The sequence below is a fragment of the Paucidesulfovibrio gracilis DSM 16080 genome, from assembly GCF_900167125.1.
GTDB classification, from domain to species: Bacteria; Desulfobacterota; Desulfovibrionia; order Desulfovibrionales; family Desulfovibrionaceae; genus Paucidesulfovibrio; species Paucidesulfovibrio gracilis.
Window position 1 is genome coordinate 156,915 of sequence record NZ_FUYC01000001.1, and the last position, 22,973, is coordinate 179,887.

Consider the following 22,973-nt stretch of genomic DNA (forward strand, 5'->3'; position numbering starts at 1 on the left):
CTCCTGATTCACTTAGTACAGGCCGATCATGGGGAACCAGACCACGGCGGTCACTGCCCACAACGCCCAGGCCATAAGACCGATCAGCAAGGACGATTTCAGCTGTTCCGTCACGGTGTAATATCCGGCACCAAACATAATGATGTTGCCCATGGTGTTGAAGGGCAGGAACAGGGCATACCCGATCAGGATGGCCTGGGGCAGCACAAAGGCCACCACCGGGAAGTTGAAGGCGGAAGCCATGCCGATGTAGATGGGAATCATCACGCCGCCCATGGCCGTGGTCGTGGACCAGATGATGTGGCTGAAGATGGTAAAGCCCATCAGACCGATCATCAGGGGCAACATTCCCACGCCGTCCAGACCCAGGGACTGCATGCCCGTGGTGATGACCCAGGCAAAAGCGTCCGTGGCGATGAGGGCTTTGGACAGGGTAATCACACCGCCGAAGTAGACGAACAGTTCCCAAGGGATGGAACGCTCGGTCTGCTTCCAGGTGAGCACGCCGATGCGCGGAGCCAGGATAAACGCACTGACCAGGAAGGCGATCATGGCGGAGCTGAAGTGGTGCAGCGCGTCAGTGGACCAGAGAACCAGGGCCATGACAAAATAGATCAGAGCCTTGATTTCCTGCCTGCTCAGCGGACCCATCTTTTCCAGTTCCGTGTTCACGTATTCCACGCCGCCGGGGATGGATTTCATTTCCGGCTTGAACATCCGGCAAAGAATGAATGCCGTACCCAACAGCACCAGAATGGTGGTGGGCAGCGCGGCCAGGGTCCAGAATCCCCATGTTGTGCCGATGGTGGTGGTTCCCACGGCCGCCGCAATCAGTCCGATGGAAATGGGGTTCGGGATGGTCGCGGTCTGGAATCCGCCCGCGGTGATGCTCGAGGCATACGTGTTGGCCAAAAACAGCGCCCGGCCAAAGTTGCTCTTGCCCTTCTCGACTTTGTACGCCTGGGCCACGCCTTCGACGATGGGCAGCATGGCGGCTGTCCGCGCCGTGTTGGAGGGAGTCAGCGGAGAGATGAGCAAGTTCGCAAACATGGGAGTGATGATCGCACCCAACGGCGTTTTTCCGAACCGCTTCATCATCACCAGCGCGACTCGCTTGGCGATGCCTGTTTCCGTCATGGCCGTGGAGATGATGAAACCGGTGACCAACAGCCACAAGGCCGGGGAACCAAAGCCGGAAATCGCGAATTTTGCCGAATGAATAAGGCGTCCGGCCTCGTTGACGGCGCCATCGGGGTTCCCCACCCACAAATACAGCAACGGAACCAGGATCATCGTACTGGTGGCGATACTCATGCTCAACGTCACCCAGACCACCACGGCACCGGAAAAAATAGCCAGCAGCTTATGCTGCGTCAGCGACATGGTCTCCGGCGTTGGAAGCATCCAGATACACAGTCCTACGACGATCGCGATGATCGTTCCGTATTTTTTTCCAAAATCCTCAAATTTATTCGCCATTGCAATATTCCTTCGTCTTAGGGTGTACAAAAAGCGTTGCAGCCGTCGCATCGTCGGCGCCCTCCCGGACACCTTCAACGAGCGTTGGAGCTACACGTTGTTCCCGATCGAATGCATGCATTGGTTAAAGGTTGGCCGGTGACATCCCTTTCGCGACAGAGACGGCCCGGCGTGGACGGCTCCAAACAAAAACCTTACGGTCTCCCTCCTTGAAGCCGAACGGATAGTCGTCAAAATTTTATGCCTGTAGCGTGGCCTCCACCGGATGCATGCCCACAGGCTCGGCCCGTAATCTTGGGCAACATCGAATGATTCGCAGCGCATGGCCACGCCTTAGGCCAAGTCGGCGCGGCCTCAGCCAGCCTCGCCGGCAGCATTCACCATATCCCCACGACCTGTCGCGGCATGCCGAAGCTTTTTGTGCAGCATGCTTCGTAACACCCTGAAAACGAGACAAGGTGGTTTGATCCCTTATATCGACGCGGAGTGTGGGTTTGTCGCATTTCCCCGCGCACTGCAACCCATTGCCGGGGAAAAGAGTATGGAAAGGAAAATTGTTTGCGTTGGTAGCAAGATAATAGGCGGAAAGCAGGCGTGACGGATCAAAATCAGGTTGGACAACATGAACACTGTTTATCAATTTGTGCAGTGTGGAGTGTGTTTTTTCCTTTGTACTCCACGATGTATGCACATTGATTGGACCCATGCCACTCTCCACATTCATGCCCCATCAGAGGGATCAATTCGGTTCGTGCAAAACGCTCAAAACGTCAGCCTGTCGCCGTCTGGTTATGAAAAGAACCATCCCAACCCACCGAATCCAGGAGGACAAAACATACCCGGTCGAATTCTTACCCACTCCAGTTTTGTTTCATCCTGTATTATTGTCTGCTTGTACGACAAACTGACTATCATATCAAGTCTGATATGATTTTTTTACTCCACCTTTTTAGAGGATATAATTTCAGATGGTTATAGGGAGAAAGCTGTAGACAGAACGACTGTAAAGACCATTTTTTGAAATATGCTCTACAAAAAAGAACGGTGCTCCCTTAAACGGGCAACATGCTCAACGGCATCGCGATCAGAAAAAGGGGATCAGCTGACGGAGGAGAAAACACGATTCGACAAGGGGCATGTGCCATGCACCCCCAAACTCACACCGGGTGCGATGGCTACACTCCGGCCTGGCTGCATGCACAGGGAAAGGGCTGGTTGTGACGTATGTGGTGCGCAGTCTATTCTATGGCTTGGCATCCGTGCCTGCGATGCGGCAAAGAGCGTCCCGAAACATGGAAAAAGAAAATTTCTCTGCTACGGCACGGCACGCTTCCTTGGTCTGTTCCGCGTCCCAGGAATCCAAGGCACCCACTGCCGCGGCCAATCTCTGTGCCGTGACCTCGTTCGAAGGCAGGAGGATTCCGGTTTTCCCCGGAACAACGGTCTCGAGCAAGCCTCCCTGGGCCACTCCGACCACAGGCTTCCCCGCAGCCATGGATTCAACGGGCGTCAGGCCAAAATCTTCATCCTTGGGGATATAGATACCGCCCGTACATTCCCCCAATACCCGGCGATAGGTCGATTCCGTAACCCGTCCGAGGAATCGGACATTGGGCATTTTCGCGGCCCGGGCTTCAAGGGCCGGAGATTCCGGTCCATCGGAGATTACGACGAGTTGCTTATCCGGGATAAGGGCAAAGGCGTCCAGAATCACCCCCACCCGCTTTAATGCATCATGCCGTGCCGCCGAGAGGAAGTATCCCTTAGAGGCCGCCCAGCGGTATTGATCGACTTCGCAAGGGGGATACAACACCCGGCTTTGCAGCCCCAGATACTCCCCAATGCGCTCCTGTACGTTGCAGGAGTTGGTAACAATCAAGTCCATGCTACGCATGGCACGCTCATAGCGCCTCTGATAACGCCGCAGGGCCATTTGATAGATCGGACGCATTGGCGCGACGACCGCAGACAAAAACTGTTTTCGCTGGTCATAAAGAAAGCGCGGGGGCGTATGGCAATAACAAATATTGCGACAGGCTCGGTGCGCAAGCACGGCCAACGGCGCGTAGGAACCACTGTACAACGCGACCGGTCTGCCTTGTAGCAATCTGCCGGAAATATGCAAAAAACGGCGCTGTATTTCCCATTGCCGCACAAGATTGATGGAAAGAGTCCGCCCCAGGGCATGTTCCTGGCCGGGCGGTGCGTATGACGGCCAATACGGATGATCACTCCGCCGGGCGCCATGACATAGATCCGCACCCAAGGCACGGGCCGCAAGCAATGCAGTACGCCCTCCCCCGTCAGGAGTTTCAAAGTAGTCATGCAGGACCAATGGGTTGATGCCGTCGGTAGGCATTGGGGTCACGCCCTGATCGTTTTGGTCTCGTGAAAAAAAAACTGTTCGCCTCACCAGAATCACTCGGCCTGTTTCCAGGTCACCGCCCACATACCCAACAGCGCGAGAATCGGATAGCATATCAGGTGGATAGCTGGTCCATTTCCTGCAAAGGAGACCATTGTATCGTTCATCCGTCCTGGACTTCCGTTGTATGTCCTCCAACAGGCACGTCAACAACCTCCCACAGACCGCCCGCCATTGGGTCGAACCAAACTCTCTGAAACCCTGGGGATTGTCCCCGGAAGCCCAGCAGATGAAACATGGTCGTCCTGATGAAGAACCTATCCGTGATAGCCACAAAAGGTTGCACCGAACTGTGCACCAATATGGGGTCCGGCAGGGACGCAAGCTCCGCATCGGATAAGGGCTGTGCATGAGGGTCGTACACACTGCCGAATTCACGGTATCCCTTTTCATACAGTTCCGCAGGAATGCCCACCGAGCCATCCGCAGAGGAAAAATCAAACCCCGCGGCAGAAAACAAATCCAGTCGATTGACCACTTGCTCTTTCGGCAGTCCAAAGGCGATGGCATACAAATAGCCGCTGGCATTAAACGTGCGACGTGGAAGGTACAGCACAACCCGATGCGCTCCAGAGACCAATGCCGAAAGCGCACGATGGGACGGAAGGCGCGGCTTTGCACCTTTTCCATAAGGCGATGGAAACGGCCGTCCCTGCCGTTGCGAATAATGACGCAGCCATTGCGAAGCATACCGCGGATCCGGCTGCATCAAGGGGTACGCCGCAGTAAAAAGACGGTCGGGATCCTGGCTTCCACCGTGGAAAAACACTTTGTTTTTCGTCAGATACCGAACAAAGTACCCATAGTCCCACCATGTCCATACGAATGCGGAATCTGGGAATTTTTTATTGATCCGCTCGCACATTGCAACGTCAGCCGCTGAAAAATACGGATCCGGAACGTAGGATATCGCTCCCAACACATTGGGAACGATCGGCAAAATGACGAGCACGGCATAGGTGACCAATCGCACCAAACGGGAACCCGCCACCTTCGCGATCCATTGCCACGTCTGCACCCCACCATAAAGCGTGAGCACGGCAATCGCCGGGAGACCAAGGATCAGAAAACGTTCGGAAAGCAGCCCCAAAAGCCCGAGGGCAGCAATATAAAACAAGTAAAAGGAGTTCATCCGAAAACGCCGCCACCATGCGTATATCCCGACCAACGGCAATGGGAACAGAAACCATGCTCCCAGGGCGTGTTCAAACCACTGCCGAACCGTCAAGGGCGCCAACTCGATAATGGAGGCCTGCTCCAACGATTGAGAACCGATCCCAAGGACCAAACAGGCATGGCTCCACACAAATCGAAAAGCGGCTGTCGCATACCCGGCAACAACAAGAAAAACCAATACAAGAACAGCAAAACCCGTTGCCATCAATGCAAGACGCTTTCGGTTCTTGCCTTTGGCAACATTGAGCAACCATTGCCCTCCCCAAAACAAACAAGGCGGCAGCAGAAAATATGGGCCTGGCTTCCACCAAAAATGCAGCAAAACCGCGAAGCCGACAAAGACAACCAGGGCAAGCTGTTTACGGGGCTTTTGCGCGCGACCTGCTACATGCAGACAATAGATGGCTCCGGTGACAAAAAAAGGTATCAAGATGTCGGTATCCAGCGCCCCCAGCTGCGTCCGCTCGATCCAAAACGGGGCACACAGGCCAAGCAATGCGGAAACCATGGCCACATCGTATCGACGGATTTCACAGCCCCATGGGACAATTGCCAACACCATGGACAGGGACAAGATAACAGGGAGCAGCAAGGCCACCCAGGCCAATGAAAAAAACGAAGCTAAAAACGCTGTAAGCCGGGGCAGCAGAGAGGCCGCAGGGATCGACACGGCCGGAGACCCGCTCCCCCCGGCCAGAAAAATATCCCGGGCCGCATCCAGAAAATAGAAGGCATCGGGACGGGTGGGAATGGGAATGGAGCTTCCAGGGAAAAACGCCCCGTGCTGCATCAGATGCGCCAGGCCATTGCTGGCCAGATGCCAAACAATCGTCACAGCGGAGGCCAGCAAAAGCCCCCACCAGGCAGCCCTGCCAAACGTACTTGCTGAATCAAAAAAAGCCATCGGAGCCGCCCCCGAGGTGTCTTGAGTGCGCTTCATCAACCGTTCATTCGGAAGTATCGTTCTGGCCATGCTGCAGGAGCGCTTCCAACTCAGCTACTTTCTGCGTCAGAATGCGGAGCTGGTATTCATGTTTCGTCCGCTCAATGTCCATCGTCAGCATCTTGATCATCAACAACAGCACCGCGATGATGATGATCAGTATCGGAGGATACCCGATCTGCAAATGGGAACCCAGCCAATCCACAAGGCCGGGAAATATGCCGAAAATCAAAACAAAGAAAAGACAAATCCCCCACCAGAGAAGATAGTTGTAGCTCAATTTCCCCTTTCGGAGATGGCGAAAAGCAACGTAGCAAAAACAGAGGGCCAACACGGCACCGATGATCCTAATGCTCGTCATAGACTCTCCAATCATCTAGCCTCGTTTCGGCGACATCCAAATGGCTGACAAGCGATACGACTACTGTTTTCATAAGATATGTCGCCACCTTCCCCCAGCTGGAAAACACTCGGGAGCCTCCGTTTTTCCTTGGCCGCATGGTAATGGCGACCTCTTGAAACACCACACCATTTTTCTTCAATAGCATCAGAATGCCGACGTCCTGGTATTCGCACAATGTGGCTTTTCTACACAAAACGATATCCAACGCACTTTGGTCATAAACCCGATACCCTGACGTCAAGTCAGCGCATGGCAATGCCGTCAACCAACGAAAAAAAGTCCAGGCCATCTTGCGGCCCACACTGCCCCGGGACACATCGTTTCCGATGATCACGGAATGATTGCTTTGTCTTTCCGCAGCATTGAGCAGAGAAGGTATATCATCGGGATTGTGTTGTTCGTCCGCATCCAACGTCACAACATACCGGTAAGAAAATCGCTTGGCAAAATGCATTCCGGCCTGCGTTGCATTCCAAGCTCCCATCCGAAAAGGAAGCCGCAGAACCACGGCGCCGGCCTGCTTCGCCAGCTCTGCCGTAGCGTCCTCGCTGCAGTCGTCAACCACGACCACGTCACCGTACCTGCCACACTGGGAGGCAACGTCGAATATGGTGGCCGCTTCATTACAGGCCGGGATAATGCAGACGATATCTTGCATTGACAACCAAAGAGAAGGGAGGGGAAGAGTATGCGCTCTTCCCCTCCCTGTTGTAATCGAACGTGTGAGCTATGAGCCTAGAACTCGTAGCGGACGGTCAGCGTGGAGCGATAGCTCTCATACTGACTACGGTCGATGCTGGTACCGAACTCCGCACCGAACTTCCACTGATCAACAGCGAAGCAGTTGACACCAACGATGCCTTCAAACTCGTCATAGTCACTATTGACGGGACGGGCAGAAGTGACGGTGTCCAGCAGATAGTTCACACCAACATACGGCTGCCAGCCTTCAAAGTTATAGGCAGCCTTGGCTCCGACGGACAGCTGACCCAGGAAGGAATCAGCGTTGTCGACGTTGGCGCCGTTCCGGTCGTAATCAGACTGGTCGCCGTGGACATACAGGTAGCCGACACGACCGCTGAAATCCCACGCATCGTAGGAGAAGTACTGCGACAGGCCGATGCTGGAGACGTAGCGCTCCGAATCGTAATCGCCAGTGGCAATACCGTTGTCGTCCTCGTACTCCGTGGAGGTGTATCCGAACGCGGCATCAATGACGGTCCCGGGAATGATGGTGTACCCGAGATACGGCATAATGGTGTAGGAACCATCCGTTTCAAGGCTTCCACCGTTACCGTACTTCTTGTCGAGATCGAGGTACTCGTAGCCAAGCGCCACACCGACGAGCAGGTCGTCGGTCACACGCCAGTCACCACCGACCATGGCCGTGTAGAGATCAGCGTCGTACTCGGTCTCTTCGTCGCCGTTGGAGAAGCTCGTGTACATACCGAGTCCCCAAACACCGAAGCGGGCACCTTCTTCACCAGCAGACAGACCGTCATCGGTCATACCCGCATTAAAGGCGAAGGCAGGAGCCTTCCCGTCTTTGGGAGCCAGACTGGCACCTTGGTTGCCGCCGAAGCCGACACCTCCGCCGCCACCACCACCGAAGCCGCCTCCTCCGAAGCCGCCGGCGATGTTGGCAACACGGGCAACGACCGTGTTGGCCTGGACGGTTGATGTCGCCCGAACGACATCATTGCTGACGACCTGCTCCCCGTTTGCGGCACAGGCAAAGCCCGCAGTCGCAAGCAGGAGCAAGATGACAGCCCCTCCCGATAAAAATTTCTTCATGATTTCCATCCTTCCTTCATGTTTGCAAACGTCCTCAGCCAATATCCTTCTAGAAGCATTTATCTCGCTATAAAAACAGGTTTAGAAGCTTATTCTTCTACGTTGCACGGCTTTATACAAAAATTTTAATTTTTATACTCCTCATCCACAGGAAAGGTCAAGGCTTGGTCAAACATTTCTAGAACGGCGGGGTATACGTCAATCCACCCTGTCGTGTGCTCGACGCCGTCCAAGACGACAGTCTGCGTCACGTCAGAGGCTCCCCGGGTCATGTAACTTCGGAGAACCGACACTGGCACGGTGCTGTCCTCGCTTCCGACGACATGGACCTGCGGCACGTCCGCCACTTGCGCGGCAACGCATTTCGGGTTCAGCGAATCCCGCAACGGTGAAACCCCGTGCAGATCCGTCCACGCCTGATGGTCCAAATTCCCGGCTAAGGTCAATATCCCGGCAACGTCGTTACGCCGGGCCGCAACCAGCACCGCCAGTCCTCCACCACCGGAATAGCCCACAAGCTCCACGCTCGTCGCGCCGGTCCGGGCCGCAACCTGATCTATGACCGTATTCAGATCCGCGACAACAGGCTCTGCGAACCTGGCCGACGTCCAAAACTGCGGGAGGCAATTGCGACGATGCACGTCGCGTACATATTGACACGGACGGGCAAGATAAAGAATGAGCGGAAACGGATCCCTGGAAGCCAGCTCAAGGGCAGTCGGGGTTCGGGGGGTCGGATCGGGTGAAACGGTATACCGATCAAGCCAGGCCAGACCGTCGCCCTCGATATACACGCGCAACCTCTCCCCCTGTCGTCCTTTCAGGATGGTCAGAAGGTCGAAATAGTCTTCTTGGAAAATACGCTCATCAGCGCTATAGTTTTGAATAAAGCTGTCGAGCGCATCCGGTCGACGTATTTCGGCTGCACAGCCAGCCATACACCCCAGAAACGTCAGCAAAAGCAAGAGAACGAGTGCGTTGCGAGGCAGCATGCACAAACATCTTTTACGGAATTGCCTTTTAAGCAAATGAAAATACTGCATGTCGGTAAATATTACCCCCCCGTTCCCGGCGGTATGGAACGTTTCGTTGCCGATCTTGCACAGCAACAGGTGCATGACGGCCATGATGTTTCCGTGATCTGCCTGCACCCCCGGCCCGGCCTTGAAAGCCAAACCTCCTGTCTCAACAACGTTACTGTCCACCATAGTAAAATTCAAGCACATTTTGGATTCGTTCCACTTTCTCCAGCCTTTGCGCCAAATCTGCGCCGCATCGTTCGGCGTACACGTCCCGACGTGCTGCATCTGCACCTGCCCAACCCAATGGTATTCTCACAGCGGATGCTTCCGGACGATGTGCCGCTCGTGGTCCATTGGCATGCCGATGTGCGTGGTGCCCAAGGACTTATCCTTGGGCTGGGATATCCGGTGTACGCGCTTTTTGAAAAAGCCGTGCTGCGCCGGGCGGCCAAGATTATTGCGACCTCTCCCCCGTACCTCGCATTCAGCCCCACATTGCGCCCTTTTCGTTCCAAGTGTCATGTCGTTCCTCTGGGGATGGACCCACAACGTATTCAAACGGACCGTCCCAACGGCTCACCGGGATCCACCATTCTGGCGGTCGGACGCCTGGCACGATACAAAGGATTTGAACATCTGATCCGGGCCGCGCGCTCCCTGCCCCAGGCCAAAGTGGAGATCATCGGCAACGGTCCCTGCCGCCCTCGGCTGGAAAGAGAAATCCAACGGAACAAACTGGAAAACCGCGTCAGGCTTTGCGGCTATCTCCCCGATGCCAAGCTGCTGAATCGTATGGCCCAGGCAGACATTTTCTGTCTTCCCTCCATCCATCGCTCCGAAGCCTTCGGCGTGGTATTGCTTGAAGCCATGTTCCTCCAAAAACCACTGGTCAGCACGTCGATCCCGGGTTCTGGTACCGGCTGGGTCAATGAAAACGGAAAAACCGGGTATGTGGTACCGCCCGGTGATCCGGACGCGCTTGCCAAGGCGCTTGATCGCCTTTTGGATGATCCGGCCGCCCGGACCGCCATGGGCATCGCGGCCCGCACCCGCTTTGACGAGCACTTTCATATCAAACGCTGCGCACAGGCCGTTGAAACGGTCTATGACGCCGCGTACCGCTCCTGAACACCATGGTTCCAGCCCCGGAAAATCAAGCAATGAGCAAGCGGTCCCGCTTTACACAAAACAATGAAAGACCGACGGTCCTTCTCCTTTCGTTTTCTCCCCTGCACAAGGATCCACGTGTTCTTCGGCAGGCCGTGTTCTTGAAGGACCACTACGATGTGGCCGCCGCCGGGTTCGGTCCGCCAAGCGCCGTGTATCCCGAACACATTGTGGTGCAAGGCCATCCCAACTCTTTGGCGTTTAAGGCGATCCAGGCGAGCAGGCTGAAATTGGGTCGCTTTGAAGCCTATTACTGGTCGCAAACTCCGATAAAGGATGCCTATCGAAAGCTACACGGCCGAATCTTTCAAACGATCGTAGCCAACGATCTTTCCAGCCTTCCCCTTGCTGTCACACTTGCCGCTGAATCCCATGCCCGCCTGATACTTGACGTTCACGAATACGAACCCGGGCATTTTGACGGGCATTGGCTGTTCGACTTTTTTTTCAAACCGCTATGGGAATACATCGCCCGAAAATATCTGCCCGCAGTGGACAGCATGTCCACTGTTTGTGAAGGGATCGCCGCGCTCTACCAAAAAGAATTCTCCGTGCAGCCGAAGGTTATCACCAACGCTCCATTCCGAAGTCCTCTCCCCCCTTCCGAGGTCCAACCAAAACAAATCCGCATTGTTCACCACGGCATTTGCAACGCCCATAGGCAGCTGGAGGCAATGGTCAGCATGGCTCGAATGCTGTCCCCCCGTTTTCGGCTGGACCTGATGCTGGTGAAGACGGATGAAGGCTCATACGCCAAGATTCGTAGACAGGCGCGGATGGCCGAAAATATTGCCTTGCTTGCCCCTGTTCCCTATGAGGACATCGTCCCCACCCTCAACAGTTACGACATGGGGCTGTGCATGTTCCCGCCCAGCACGCCAACGCTTCAATTCGCCCTGCCCAATAAATTTTTTGAATTTCTCCAGGCAGGGCTCGCTGTCTGTTCCTGGCCCTCTCCTGAAATCCGAAACATCATTGAACGGCACCAATGCGGCATTGTTGCTGAAGCGTATACTGCGGCGGCAATGGCCCAAGCTGTCGAATCGCTTTCGGCTCACGACATTGCCGCCATGAAGCATCGCAGCCGAAAAGCCTCGGCCGAGCATTGTGCGGAAAATAACCAGGCAGCCTTTTTACGGATGGTGCGTGGGGAATCCTAACGCCTCCAGTGCATTCCACATCGCATCCATCCGTGCAGCCCAACTGTTTTGCTCTAGAAACCGCCGCCTCTCATCCGCGCTGACCGCTCCTGCTCGTCCAACGCTTTCCAGCACGGCCTGGGCAAATTCTTCGGGGTTGCGTCCATAACTCGCCATCTCTCCAAGCCCTTCGCGCAGGCCGCCGACATCCGCTGCGGCCACGCCCAGTCCGCACGCATAATACTCATAAAACTTCAGCGGCCGGTGGACATACCGCATATGCTGTGAATCATCCTTATACGGCAACAGCCCCACGGAATAGTTCCGCAAGAGCCTTGGTACGTCGGCATAATCGACGGGTGCAAGAAACCGAACGTTGTCCGAATCGGCAAACCGCTCATACCCGGCGCCGACAAAATGAAACTCCCAATCAGGGAGGAGGGCTGCCGCCTTGAGCACCAACGTCGGATCCAGCCAGTCCGAGTAACTCCCCAGGCAAACGGCCCGCTTTACATGCAAGGCTGCCGGCCCAGCGATTCCGGAAGACTGATCAGGCCCACCATTCGGAATCAGACGGACTCGTGATGGAGAATGGAGTTTTTCATTCACATGCTCGACCAGCGGTGTCGAAACGGCCCAAATCTCATCATACCATCCCTCTGAAATGCGCTTTTCCAACTCCCTGACCAGGCATATAGGCAAGGTCGCAAAGGCTCTCGGCCCGTCATTGAGCCGGAGCACAGTTTTTTCAGACTTTATTTTAGGGAGATATGCCATGGTTGGTCCAACATCATGAAGGCACAAGCCGTACTCTTTTTTCTGGAGCCAACGAGGGGCCAACCCGTGCACGCCGTGCAGCATGAATTGGTGTGGGACAAACAAGGAGTGAATGGGAATCATGGAAAAAAAAGTAAATTCATGTAGACCGGAAGCCGGACGCATATTGGGACTGTTGCCCGCGTGCCGCAAATATCTGATCAGCCGCTGCCGCCGTGCCTGACCGATAAGGTCGAACGGCGAAGCGGGAACCGAGAGATAATCCACGGAAACCCCACGCTCAGCAAGCCCCATCGCCATATGTTGTATGCCCGTTCTGGAATGCGAAACCGCAAACGGATGCACACCAAGAACAATTGCTGACTTCATAGCCCACCCTAAACAGGATCATGTCCCTGGTTGCTCATACGCCAATCACTCCCGGGTAAAAAAGCTTAATCAGCAAGTTGCACTTTGTTCTTCTCCATATAGCGAAGCATGGAATACACGGCAAGGAGCCGCTGGAGATTGTTTACTCCGTGAACATACTGCTCTTCAAGCAACTTCTCCAAGCCGCTCAGTGAAAAAAAATCCGGATACTGTTGCACGCCTTCCCGGAACACTTCATACATATGTTTTTTTGCTTCTGGAGAACTCAATAAACACTTTTGAAGCTGGGTGCAAAATCCTTTCTTATCCCTTCTCCAAATCACCTCACGTGGAAGCAGATTCCTTGCATCAACATTTCTGCGCAAAATATATTTATCATGCGTCCACATTTTGTGGTGAACAGGCATTGACATCCCAAACTCAACAACCCGATGGTCTAAAAACGGATATCGGCCTTCAAGAGAATGGTGCATCTGTAATCGATCGCCTGTATGCAGCAGTGATGGCAGGCTATTGCGCAAGGTCATATACTGCTGATCAACATATGGATGCCCGCTCCCAAGCTCCTGTGTGACGCGGCGTACCTTCCGATAGCGCTTCCAGTAGTCTTTCCCGAACTCCTCAACTCGTGGAATACTCGACTTGCGTGGTTTGGGAGGCATTTCCATAAGCAATCGTACACCGAGCCGCGCTTCGTAATGTTCACGAAAGACATTGTACTGCACCCGATAGCCGCCGAAAACCTCGTCCCCACCCTGCCCCTCAAGAATGACCTTGGAGCGCGTTGCGGCCTGCTGATACAAAAGGTAGCGGGCGACATGATCCGCCGAATGTGTAGGACAATCCTGCGCCTCAATCACCCGGTCGAATATATCGAAGAAATCGTTGTTGCCGAATTCAATCCGCTCATGATCCGTATCCCAATAGGCGGCAACCTGGCTTGAAAACAATGACTCGTCAGCGGAACTTCCCGGACAGACATACGAGAGGGTCTTTACCCGTTGCCGCTCCTTGTTCGCCGCAAGAGCGACCAACGTACTGGAATCCAATCCCCCGGACAGCATCAACTGAACCGGGACATCGGCATGTAGGCGCAACGCCACGGAATCGGCCAGGAGCGCCCCGAATTCCTCGGCGGCCTGTCTGGGATCTTCTGGGACAGCCGAGGTGAGCATATCGGCAGGTGTATAATATGACTCGATGCGGAGCGCCTCTTCGCGCAAAGGAAAAACCAAATTTGTCCCTGGCTCAAGGGGAAGCACACCATCCACCAACGTGCTATCCAGCGGCTCAATCTGATAAAATTTGATGCATTGCAGCAGACGATCCGCCTTAACCCGAGGCGGAACGCCACTCGCCAGCAAAGCTCGGACCTCAGATGCGAAACACAACCTTCCGCCGTCAAGACAATAATAGAGCGGCTTGATTCCAAATCTGTCCCGAGACAGAATTAATTCTTTTTTTCTAACGTCGTATAAGGCAAAAGCCCACTCGCCATTAAACTGCTTTGTACACTCGGTCCCCCAGCGGTGCCAAGCGGCGAGCACGACCTCCGTATCGCTTTGCGTGCGAAACTCATGAACTTCAGCAAGCTCTTCACGCAACTCACGATAATTATATATTTCTCCATTAAACACGAGCACATTGCCATGCTCATCCGACATAGGCTGGTTGGCAGCATCGGACAGATCAAGAATGCTCAGACGCAAATGCCCCAAAGCCACCCCCGGAGCTTCAAAAACGCCTCGCGCATCCGGTCCACGCCAAGGCATCACATCCAGCATCCGGTCCACTTGAAACGAAAGTTCCTTCCCGCTGCCGGTCCCTCGGGAAATGATACCGCCTATTCCGCACATTTCGAATCCCTCTGCCGGCCCCCCGAAACAATCAGCAATTCGTCCCGCCTTCCAGTCCAAAACACCCCGGCATCAAATATCATCCTCCACATCCTCGTCCTGTGCCGACTCGTCGCGCCTTGAACGCAACCGATTCTCAATTTGTTCCCGAATGGCGGCAAACCATTCCATCCCCCCTACGCCGGTCAACCGCCCCCCCTCCACCAGGGCGATGACATCTTCCCCATATTCCCCGACGGTACGCAAGCGACCTCTATGGGTTATGATAACGATTGGATTGCCCATGCTTCCGTTCAACAAAGCAACGCCGTCCGCCTGCAGCGACCGAAGACCACGCTCCTCGACAAAAAGCCACCGACAACCGGACCGTACACCACAAAGCAGCGCCAGTGTGAATCGCAGATTCGCATCCAGTCTCGACCAGGAACCCGGAGAAATTATCTTGGCTGGTCCGTTCGGCAGGGCATTGTCGAGTCGTTCGGCTAGCTGAGCAGGCAATCCGATCGCATCCCATGTAGAGGCTTCCGGCTGGTTGATACAATCCACTACCGGTCGATCAGGACACGAGGCTTTCCTTGTGACAAACTGCATGGATCGAATCTCACTCGTCAGTTGTTCCCCCCACAGATTGAGCATCCCACCCAGTATGTTCCCCACGGAGTACCGACTTGGAAGTTCTTCACAAATGCAACCGACCCGGCATCCGGGCTTTAACTCAACGGTTTCCCCGGAATTCGCCGCTGGAACGGCAAGAGGATAGGATGATGGGGAAAAATCGTCATCAGACACATTCCCATTAAAGCCTTGCACAAACCGGGCATAACGGCTCACTTGAGGATAAAATCGATTGACGCCCGTTAAGCGCCCCAGCACTCCCTGAAGACCGGTCATGGCAACCCGGGCCGCCACCAGATAGACCAGCAACCGCCCCCAGCCCCCCCCTTCCAAAATGATGCCCCGGCCCATGACCCAGACGACCAGTGCCAAGACCAGCGCCATTACAAGGCCACTGGCAAACCGACTCTCGTCAACACTGCGAATACGCCCCTCGTAGGCATCCAGCTCCTTTTTGAACGGCCCATGCTCCACCAGGGCGTCCACCTTGCGCATATCCGCAGCCTGACCGATCGGGAGGTCTCTATATTTATTGATCAACAGGGCAAAGTGTTTACTTGTTTTTGGAGCATACCTTTCATACTGCAAGGAATAATCAGCGGCTCTAAAATTGATTCTTACCTGAATCAGCAATCCAAAAGCCAAAATCAACAGTACACTCATCGTGAGAAACGGCTCGATGTAAACTAATCCTGCAAAAGCGATACACAGGCTAAAGAAAGGAATGGAAACACCAAGAAGCATTCGAAATACGCGCCCACAGAGACGTGCATCACTCCCTGCAAGGCGCAGTAGATATCTTTGCTCTCCGGAATCACAGTCTGATGGATCTAAAAAAAACGGTGCTCCGCTCGCCAGAAGGCCAAAAACACGTCGAGTACAATACTCATTATACCGGCGCATCATCCGAACTTCGCCCCACCGGGACCAATATATTGCGCATGCGGAAAGGAGCAAAGAAAACAGCATGCCGCCGCCCATCACGAGCAACAGCTCCGTGGATGTCCTTGCATCCACGGTGTAGTCCAAACCAAACCATTGGATGGTGAGTAACTCGCCAGAGGCAAAATGTCGTGCATAGAATACAGCAATGGCAAACGCCTGGAGTTGAAAGGCAACCCCCAGAGCGCCGGCTCCCAGGACGACCGCCGAGAACAATTTATAGCGCAAGAACGAGTCCGAAACGATCCAACGTAGAAAAAGGAAATATCGCCTTACTGAATCCAAATGATCTTCCTATGGATGAGGGCAGGCTAAAAGCTTCCCCGCTAGTTTGGTTTCGGTCCAAAGATACCGCCCCCGGCAGAGCCTGAAATGCAGGAGCCGATCCTGAGCGCCGGGCAGAGAGGTTGACCAATGCTATGGCGACCCGCCCAAAAGGCTGCCATTCATTGGATGAAAGTGGTGTCCCGAACGCCTAAAGGCCTCGTTCCTTTCTCACGCACGCCACGCATACGCAAAAGCAGAAGTGGGCGATTCAAACCAATTCAAGGGATAATAATCAAAACGATAGGAAAGAACAGATTCCACGATTTCAGCAATATCAGGTATAAAATCGGCCAATTGGATCCACGCCAAAAAATGCCCCGGGTATATCGGCTTCATGACCAGCGACCCGGGAACAGCCCGATGCGAAATGCGCGGCAGAAAGCGCTTATCCCCCAGATAAATGTTGCGTGCAAAGCTTCGCGCAAAACGAACCATATCACTCTCATCAAACACCACGCCCATGTTGTGGCAATTTCTGGCAAATGCTATATTCAGATGGGCATGAGCAATATCTTCCACCAGCTGGCTCTTTTTCAGCTCTGCCAAACCATGCCGCCCCTTATAGGCCCAATAGCACGTGTCGCCTTCATCCGCTTGTATATTGGTCTTAAAATACGTTGCGATCCGGGTTCCGATGTCCGTCAACTCCGAGTCGTTCATCATCTGCCCGACCTTGATCGCAGCTTCAGCATAGCTGTTCTGGTGGTTCAACGGTTCATGCTCACCGCGTTCCACACGCCACAGATATGCTTGGTCCGGCCCTTCTTCGCGCAAATCATCAACAAACTCGTACAGAGCGTCCCGCGCAATCGCCAGATACTGTTCCCTAGCGTACGACTGATCACATTCAGGTGATTTGGACAACGCTTCAATCGCGGCAGCCAATGGATAGACGATACGACCTGCAGCTGTGGCATTACAAGTCCAGCGCGGCTTTTCATTCCCATCAGCCGCAGTATACCCCTTTCCCATGGCGTAGTTATCGTAATACGTAGATCCCCAGCTTTTGAGAACCCGTCCGCGGCATTGATCCACACGGCCGGTCTCACAATCCCGGACCTGTGCAATGGGTTCAAAGGTATCAATAATCAACTTTGGGAATCTCGTATCTCCAGTGCGCTTCCAGGCCTCTAACGCGCATCTGGCCGAAGAACTCCACGGCCAGGCGAACCCTTGTGTCTGTACACATTCATCCAGCGACTCAAGTCTCGTGCGGGATTGCATCCACTTTTTCAGATAACTGTAGAGCAAATCCGGATCCGAGGGCATTCGCACGAATTTTCGATACGCAGCCCCCCCGTACGGTGGTTTGTTCCGTTCGGACGCGGCGATCTCGGCAACCCTCGCCACCCAGTCAGCCGGGCATCCCCGGTCCAACAGCATATCGGCGTCACTGGATTTGAACCGCCGTGAAAAGAGCACTTGCGCGACATAATGGTGATCATAGGCTGTTACCTTGCCCGGATCTCCGCTGTTTGGGAACGACTCTCTTGTAAGAGTGTTGAAGGTATGCAGAAAAGTATTGCCCGCAGGTACGTGGACCGATGTCCCTTCATCGTGTGTGCGATCCATCGGTGCATCGTCAATTATCCACAAGTCCTCACCTGATTTGACAGAGGCCGTCGCCGCATTCGCGACAGAAAAAACATGATCCCCGCACCTTAAAACCAATTTTGGACGTTGTTTTTCCAGTTCCCGAATAAGCTTGGTCAGCTTTCTCCTCCAAGAGCATATTTGTGCTGGCAAGCGGAGGCAAAGGCGAGTTTTGAACGGCAGACCGCACAAAAAAGTGAACAGTCGCTTCACACCGGCAGGGTCGATATCATCGGTATGAAGCAGGCAGACTTCCGCGTAGGGGACTTCAGACAACGCAAGGTGATGCCAAGGCTTTGCCGCGTAGATCGTATTAAAAAAGCAAAAAAACTGTTCAAGGAACAAGGAATCGATATGCTTTGGGTCAGCAAAGGAATTGCAATCCGGTTGCACGGGGTGACTTGAGTAAAAGTGATTATTCAGCTTATCGCGCTGCAATTTTTTGCGTTGTTTTGTGTCAAATTTTTGTGCGACAAGCCGAAACCCTATACATTGGTCGTTAACGGCTAAATGTTGCCGCAGGCACAGTGCGTCATCCGTGAGCAAATAATACTTTTCATTTGTCGGCCGGACTGGAAGCAGGGTGAGCAGACGGGGGTCCGCCTCTCGTGCGGCACGGCCCGCCTCGCCTTCCCAATCCTCAACCAAACGGCTCACCCTCAGCGGCATGTCCGCCACATCGCTCGGATAGACGCCTGTAAACATGACCGTTGTCTTGTCGTGCTGAATAGCATCGCTCCGACTGTACAGTTCGTAGGGCATGCCTCTGCCGAACCGACCTGGATGCAGGAGCACATGGTGCAAACCGGGACCGGCCAGCCACGCCTTAACATGCAACGCATCCCGCCCGACAACGACCTTGGCTTTGGGGGCAACAACGACCTTCATGTTTTGCCCTGCGGAATCATTGAAATTTTCCCATTTCAAAATATTCTTATTTTTGGGCCGGCCATTGTACGCCCAAATCAGTCCCCCCCCGCAATTCTCTATGTCCGCAAGCTGCGTATTCCCTTCTCCTCCGCCATGGGGAATAACCGTTCGAATATGAAAGAGTTCCCGCAGATCCTGCAGGTCGCGAACAAATATCTCTTGAGCCTGGGCAAGCACGCAGTCGCTTATGACTCCACGATACCGGCAACCAGAAGACCGCATTCGTGCCTGGCCTACCGCATTATGATGAAACCCAATCTCAAACCCCTCTGCCTCCAATTGACGGTACAGGTCACAATCCAAGTCCTCCACCGCCCAGGAAGTGACCTTCTGGGATGGATGCGACGCAAGAACCCGGCGAAAAAGATAAATACTTGAGACAACGTCATTGTCGTTTTCCCACCGGGCCATCACTTCCGTTTCAATGGGGTAGTGATCAATATGATGATCCAGAATCATATTGATCCTCTGCGCGTCAAAACGCCGTTCGTAGGCCTGGCTCATGGTTACGAATCGGACACCCCGCGACTTTAAAATACGTATAAAGTCTTTGTAATACCTCCAAGTATTGTTGTAGTACTCTGGAAAGGCGTTCCAAATACGTTGATTGCAGTTGAAGTCAACTCCTGCTTTGGAACTCATAAGCGGGGTCCACGTAAGTTACGTAAAAAAATCCACGGCGCCCCCAGCACTTTCAGCCCATAGCGCCCACGATCGTCCTCATGTATCGGGTATGCCTTCCATCCGGCCTGCTCAAAAGCCCGTCTTTGGGCGATCAATTCGGGAACTTCTTTCAAATCCGTCTCTTCAGGATAACTTTTTACCAGACCATTACGCAAAACAACCCACCCCCAGCCATCCGCTCCGAGCAGCCCCTCAAGCATTGCTACAAAGCCAGACAGGCTTTCCGGTCGATAATCTCCTGGATATTGAACATTTTTCATCAAGATGCCATTAAATTTCGACGTATTGGTACCATGTATACTCATGACATCGTCTTCAATGACCTGAAACCCCAAGTGCCTGCCGAGCATGGCATGAACCGGACTGCGCTCAATGGCGACAACCTCGGAACCCAACTGGCGGGCAAGCATTGCAAAGCTGTAATGCCCCGGGCCGACCTCAAGACATCGCTTGTCCACGAAATGGGTATATTTGAAGAAGTCATTTATTACGTTGACGGTCTTTATGGCCCGATGATCACGAGCAACACGGTATCCCTTCATCGGCGATTGGCTGATGATCTCAAGTGAACGTTCATCCAACTTACAAACGCTTACGGCTCCCGCCCGGGACATCACCACTTCCCCACAGAGCGTCTGTTCGATTTTTTTTTGTTTTTTATTCATACAATCTCATTCACCAAAGTGAACATCTGATGTGGTCCGACCCATTATGGCCGGGGCGATTTCCTATTGGACGGCCTTAACGTGGAAACTTTCCAGAATGGCTTCAAGCATTGCTCGGTTAAGCGAATCACCCCTCGGTTCCCCATTTACCCCCAAACTCGTGCCAACATCCTTAAGCTCTCCAGCCTTCAAAATCTCCCGTATCGGCTCCTGCACCGAAGCCGCATAGGTCCGGGCATATTGCCGCAAACGGTTATTCAGCCCGCCGGCCACTTCCGTACGGCGTTCGAGCAACGAAGCCAGGGAAACCTTACCGGACCCCAAGGATACCATCTTTGCTGCAAGATACTCATTCCACGCAGCATCGGCCACATGAAATTTAGCCTGCACCGCACTAGCCCTCGAGGCCAACCGAACCAACTCATTGTCCAACAGGGTCTTGGCGGTATCAAAAAACCCTTCAGCCAACGTCTCAGCAAGTGCGTCATCCAGATTCACTGACCAGCTGGTTTCCTTGATCTGGTTCTTATTATTTTTAAAGTATACCTTCAGAACCTTGGTTATATTCTTGATCAATCGTTCGTCATTGGCCGCCCGTTTCTCTATTGTGTTCGTGTAGCATCCATTCAGCTTACCCACCAAGCTGGCGTCCACTGCATCCCATGGGTAATCGACACGAATCATTTGCTCTTTTGCGTTGTTCCCCGAACGTATCCACTCATTGGACACAAGGATCGATGCCGATAAAGCATTCCACAAGAAACGCGAAATATTCTTTTTATAAATTGCTGCTTCCCCGAACAGCGACTCTACTTTCCGCCTATCCAGTACGTTGAACAAGGCATCGGCCTTAGGGTTATGTAAAATCATATCGTAAAAAACATCACGCAACTCGCGACCAACCATATACCGCCAATCTCCCCAAACACGCCCTCCCTTCGCACGCGACAACGGTTCTCGCCTTTTCCAGCCTGCAAGGCCTCCCGGTGACAGCGGGGAAACGCCTTTTTGCTCAAAATTCCAGCGTTTATCTTTGAAGGGCAAATCCAACAGCGCCTGGGGCGCAATGCGCTTCATCATTTCAAATATCAATTCTTCCGACACCCTTTTCTCAACGGGAACGGATCGTGCCACTTTTACAAAGGCAGCGTCAGCATACGGCCAGTACTTACTTCGGCCGTTGACGGTAGCTGATTTGTAAATTCCACATGCATAGCGACCAAAACCAAACAGCAAATGGGCACGGTCAAGCACATCATAACAATTCTTTCCAATGGTACCCTGCATCCATTGATCAATGTATTTCTGTTGGTAGTCTTCCCTATGCGCCGAGCGGATGTACTCTGCGCGACTCAGGTATCGATGTCGCAAATAATTCCGAACCTGCTCCGCATCATCGGTTTCCGGATCCATGAAAAGAGCATAACCGCCTCTGATCAACTCATCCCCCCCGCCTCCGCTTAAATGTGCATATTGTGAAGGAACGAAACGGTCGTTGAAAGCAAAATCCGGGACAACAAATCCGCGCAACACACCGCCGGAAACAAGAAGGGCATTGACATTGACTGCTACGGGGTCGGCGCTCACCACCGGATTCTTCAACTCTGAGGATGTGGGCAGGTACTCATTGTCGATATCCAATACGTCAGCAACTTTTTTGGCGAGTATCACGTTGGGATCGTCAGGCAACCCATGGGTGCTGGTCATAAAATCGGCCCCAACGTATTTCAGGGCCGCGGCCACCAGGCGACTGTCCCGCCCGCCGGAAAGCCCCAATTTAATGGGCTTCCCAAGGTCACCAAAGCTTCTAATATTATCAAGGAAAATTGCCGTAAGCTCGTCGTAAAAGGCTTCGTCCGGCTCTCTACACACAGGGTTTGTCCAATTGGTATAGTCATCGATTCTCTCTACACTGCACTGCTCCTCCGGGGAAATCCGCAGTATGGAGTTTGCGGGGAGAATATTGAGACCGGCAAACGGCATTTTGTCATGGGCGAAAATTCCTGCCGTCAAAAACGGCATAAAGGTGCTCAGATCATATTCCGGCATTGTTTTTTGTGTCGCCGCCAAATGCACCAATACCGGATGATTGCCTACACAAACACAGCCTTCTCCCTTGGCCCAATACACCTGATCCACGTTGACAATGGTATTCCAGGCCGTAACAGCCCCCCTGTCAACATCGGCCAGCAGCAACGAATAAATTCCGCCGAAACGCTGGGCAGTGCTGTTGTCCACAATTTCCGCGTGGAGAATCTCATCGACATTTTCCTTCAGCGAGGATCCATCGCGAATGTACCCGGAAGAAACCACTACCTTCCCGTCATGAGCCTGAAATAATCTTTTTTCGGTATCCGCAGTGGTGTCGTTGTCCCATACGAAAACACTGAGGTGGTCGTTCTCCGCATGCTGTACAGCAGTGCTGTAATCGTGAATACGAAACGGCAGGACATTTTCCGCACAAGAGTGGATATGTGGGGCAAAATCGTGAGTTACGTTCCGCTCATGACTCAAAAGAGCAAGATATACACGCATTCCATCTCCTTCTGTTTGCGAAAAGATACAAATTGCGGGATGCAGTAACGGATCACGACAATGCATATCCAAGCATTCTGAACAGCATTTTTTCCCTGCTGGACCTTCCGCAACTCTACTGCAGGATCGACC

The 22,973-nt window shown here is 53.4% G+C and carries 15 protein-coding genes; 2 read left to right on the plus strand and 13 right to left on the minus strand.

The window, feature by feature from the left end:
* Positions 1–12: 12 nt before the first annotated feature.
* The 7 genes from B5D49_RS00735 to B5D49_RS00765 all read right to left on the minus strand — a co-directional run bounded on the left by B5D49_RS00735 (position 13) and on the right by B5D49_RS00765 (position 9,347).
* Positions 13–1,479, minus strand: coding sequence for a DASS family sodium-coupled anion symporter (locus tag B5D49_RS00735; protein ID WP_078715739.1), 1,467 nt, complete (start codon positions 1,477–1,479; stop codon positions 13–15).
* Between the two features lie 1,243 nt (positions 1,480–2,722).
* Positions 2,723–3,373 (minus strand): glycosyltransferase, encoded by a 651-nt coding sequence (locus B5D49_RS14810; protein WP_159447081.1) that lies wholly within the window; start codon positions 3,371–3,373, stop codon positions 2,723–2,725.
* 634 nt (positions 3,374–4,007) lie between these two features.
* Positions 4,008–5,588 carry a hypothetical protein gene (locus B5D49_RS14815; RefSeq protein ID WP_159447082.1) on the minus strand — a complete coding sequence of 527 codons (1,581 nt, stop codon included), beginning with the start codon at positions 5,586–5,588 and terminating at the stop codon, positions 4,008–4,010.
* A gap of 439 nt (positions 5,589–6,027) precedes the next feature.
* Positions 6,028–6,384, minus strand: coding sequence for a DUF2304 domain-containing protein (locus B5D49_RS00750; RefSeq protein ID WP_159447083.1), 357 nt, complete (start codon positions 6,382–6,384; stop codon positions 6,028–6,030).
* The gene (locus B5D49_RS00755) at positions 6,371–7,084 is read right to left on the minus strand and encodes a glycosyltransferase family 2 protein (protein WP_144019035.1); all 714 of its coding nucleotides are present in this window, start codon (positions 7,082–7,084) and stop codon (positions 6,371–6,373) included. Before B5D49_RS00755 ends, B5D49_RS00750 begins: the two co-directional genes overlap by 14 nt.
* 77 nt (positions 7,085–7,161) lie before the next feature.
* Positions 7,162–8,220 (minus strand): autotransporter outer membrane beta-barrel domain-containing protein, encoded by a 1,059-nt coding sequence (locus tag B5D49_RS00760; protein WP_144019036.1) that lies wholly within the window; start codon positions 8,218–8,220, stop codon positions 7,162–7,164.
* 125 nt (positions 8,221–8,345) lie between these two features.
* A complete protein-coding gene (locus B5D49_RS00765) occupies positions 8,346–9,347 on the minus strand; it encodes an alpha/beta hydrolase (protein ID WP_159447084.1) in 1,002 nt (333 codons plus the stop codon).
* Here B5D49_RS00765 and B5D49_RS00770 point away from each other — a divergent pair.
* Both B5D49_RS00770 and B5D49_RS00775 read left to right on the plus strand, forming a co-directional pair.
* Complete coding sequence (locus tag B5D49_RS00770) at positions 9,297–10,370, plus strand: glycosyltransferase (RefSeq protein ID WP_159447085.1); 1,074 nt, start codon at positions 9,297–9,299, stop codon at positions 10,368–10,370. The two genes, B5D49_RS00765 and B5D49_RS00770, sit on opposite strands and share 51 nt — an antisense overlap.
* Before the next feature lie 140 nt (positions 10,371–10,510).
* Positions 10,511–11,569: a glycosyltransferase family protein gene (locus B5D49_RS00775; protein WP_159447086.1), complete on the plus strand. Its 1,059-nt coding sequence runs from the start codon at positions 10,511–10,513 to the stop codon at positions 11,567–11,569.
* On the opposite strand, the gene B5D49_RS00780 is transcribed toward B5D49_RS00775, so the two are convergent.
* The 6 genes from B5D49_RS00780 to B5D49_RS00805 form a co-directional block, all read right to left on the minus strand.
* Positions 11,543–12,694: a glycosyltransferase family protein gene (locus B5D49_RS00780; protein WP_078715748.1), complete on the minus strand. Its 1,152-nt coding sequence runs from the start codon at positions 12,692–12,694 to the stop codon at positions 11,543–11,545. The genes B5D49_RS00775 and B5D49_RS00780 overlap by 27 nt on opposite strands.
* Positions 12,695–12,759: 65 nt before the next feature.
* The gene (gene asnB / locus B5D49_RS00785; RefSeq protein WP_078715749.1) at positions 12,760–14,550 is read right to left on the minus strand and encodes an asparagine synthase (glutamine-hydrolyzing); all 1,791 of its coding nucleotides are present in this window, start codon (positions 14,548–14,550) and stop codon (positions 12,760–12,762) included.
* 72 nt (positions 14,551–14,622) lie between these two features.
* Positions 14,623–16,392, minus strand: a complete 1,770-nt coding sequence (locus B5D49_RS00790) for a hypothetical protein (protein ID WP_078715750.1) — start codon at positions 16,390–16,392, stop codon at positions 14,623–14,625.
* A 210-nt stretch (positions 16,393–16,602) separates the two neighbouring features.
* Entirely contained in the window at positions 16,603–19,599 is a 2,997-nt protein-coding gene (locus tag B5D49_RS00795; protein ID WP_078715751.1) for a hypothetical protein, read from the minus strand.
* The gene (locus tag B5D49_RS00800; RefSeq protein WP_078715752.1) at positions 19,596–20,306 is read right to left on the minus strand and encodes a hypothetical protein; all 711 of its coding nucleotides are present in this window, start codon (positions 20,304–20,306) and stop codon (positions 19,596–19,598) included. Before B5D49_RS00800 ends, B5D49_RS00795 begins: the two co-directional genes overlap by 4 nt.
* Before the next feature lie 63 nt (positions 20,307–20,369).
* Complete coding sequence (locus tag B5D49_RS00805; RefSeq protein WP_159447087.1) at positions 20,370–22,841, minus strand: asparagine synthase-related protein; 2,472 nt, start codon at positions 22,839–22,841, stop codon at positions 20,370–20,372.
* Between the last annotated feature and the right edge of the window lie 132 nt (positions 22,842–22,973).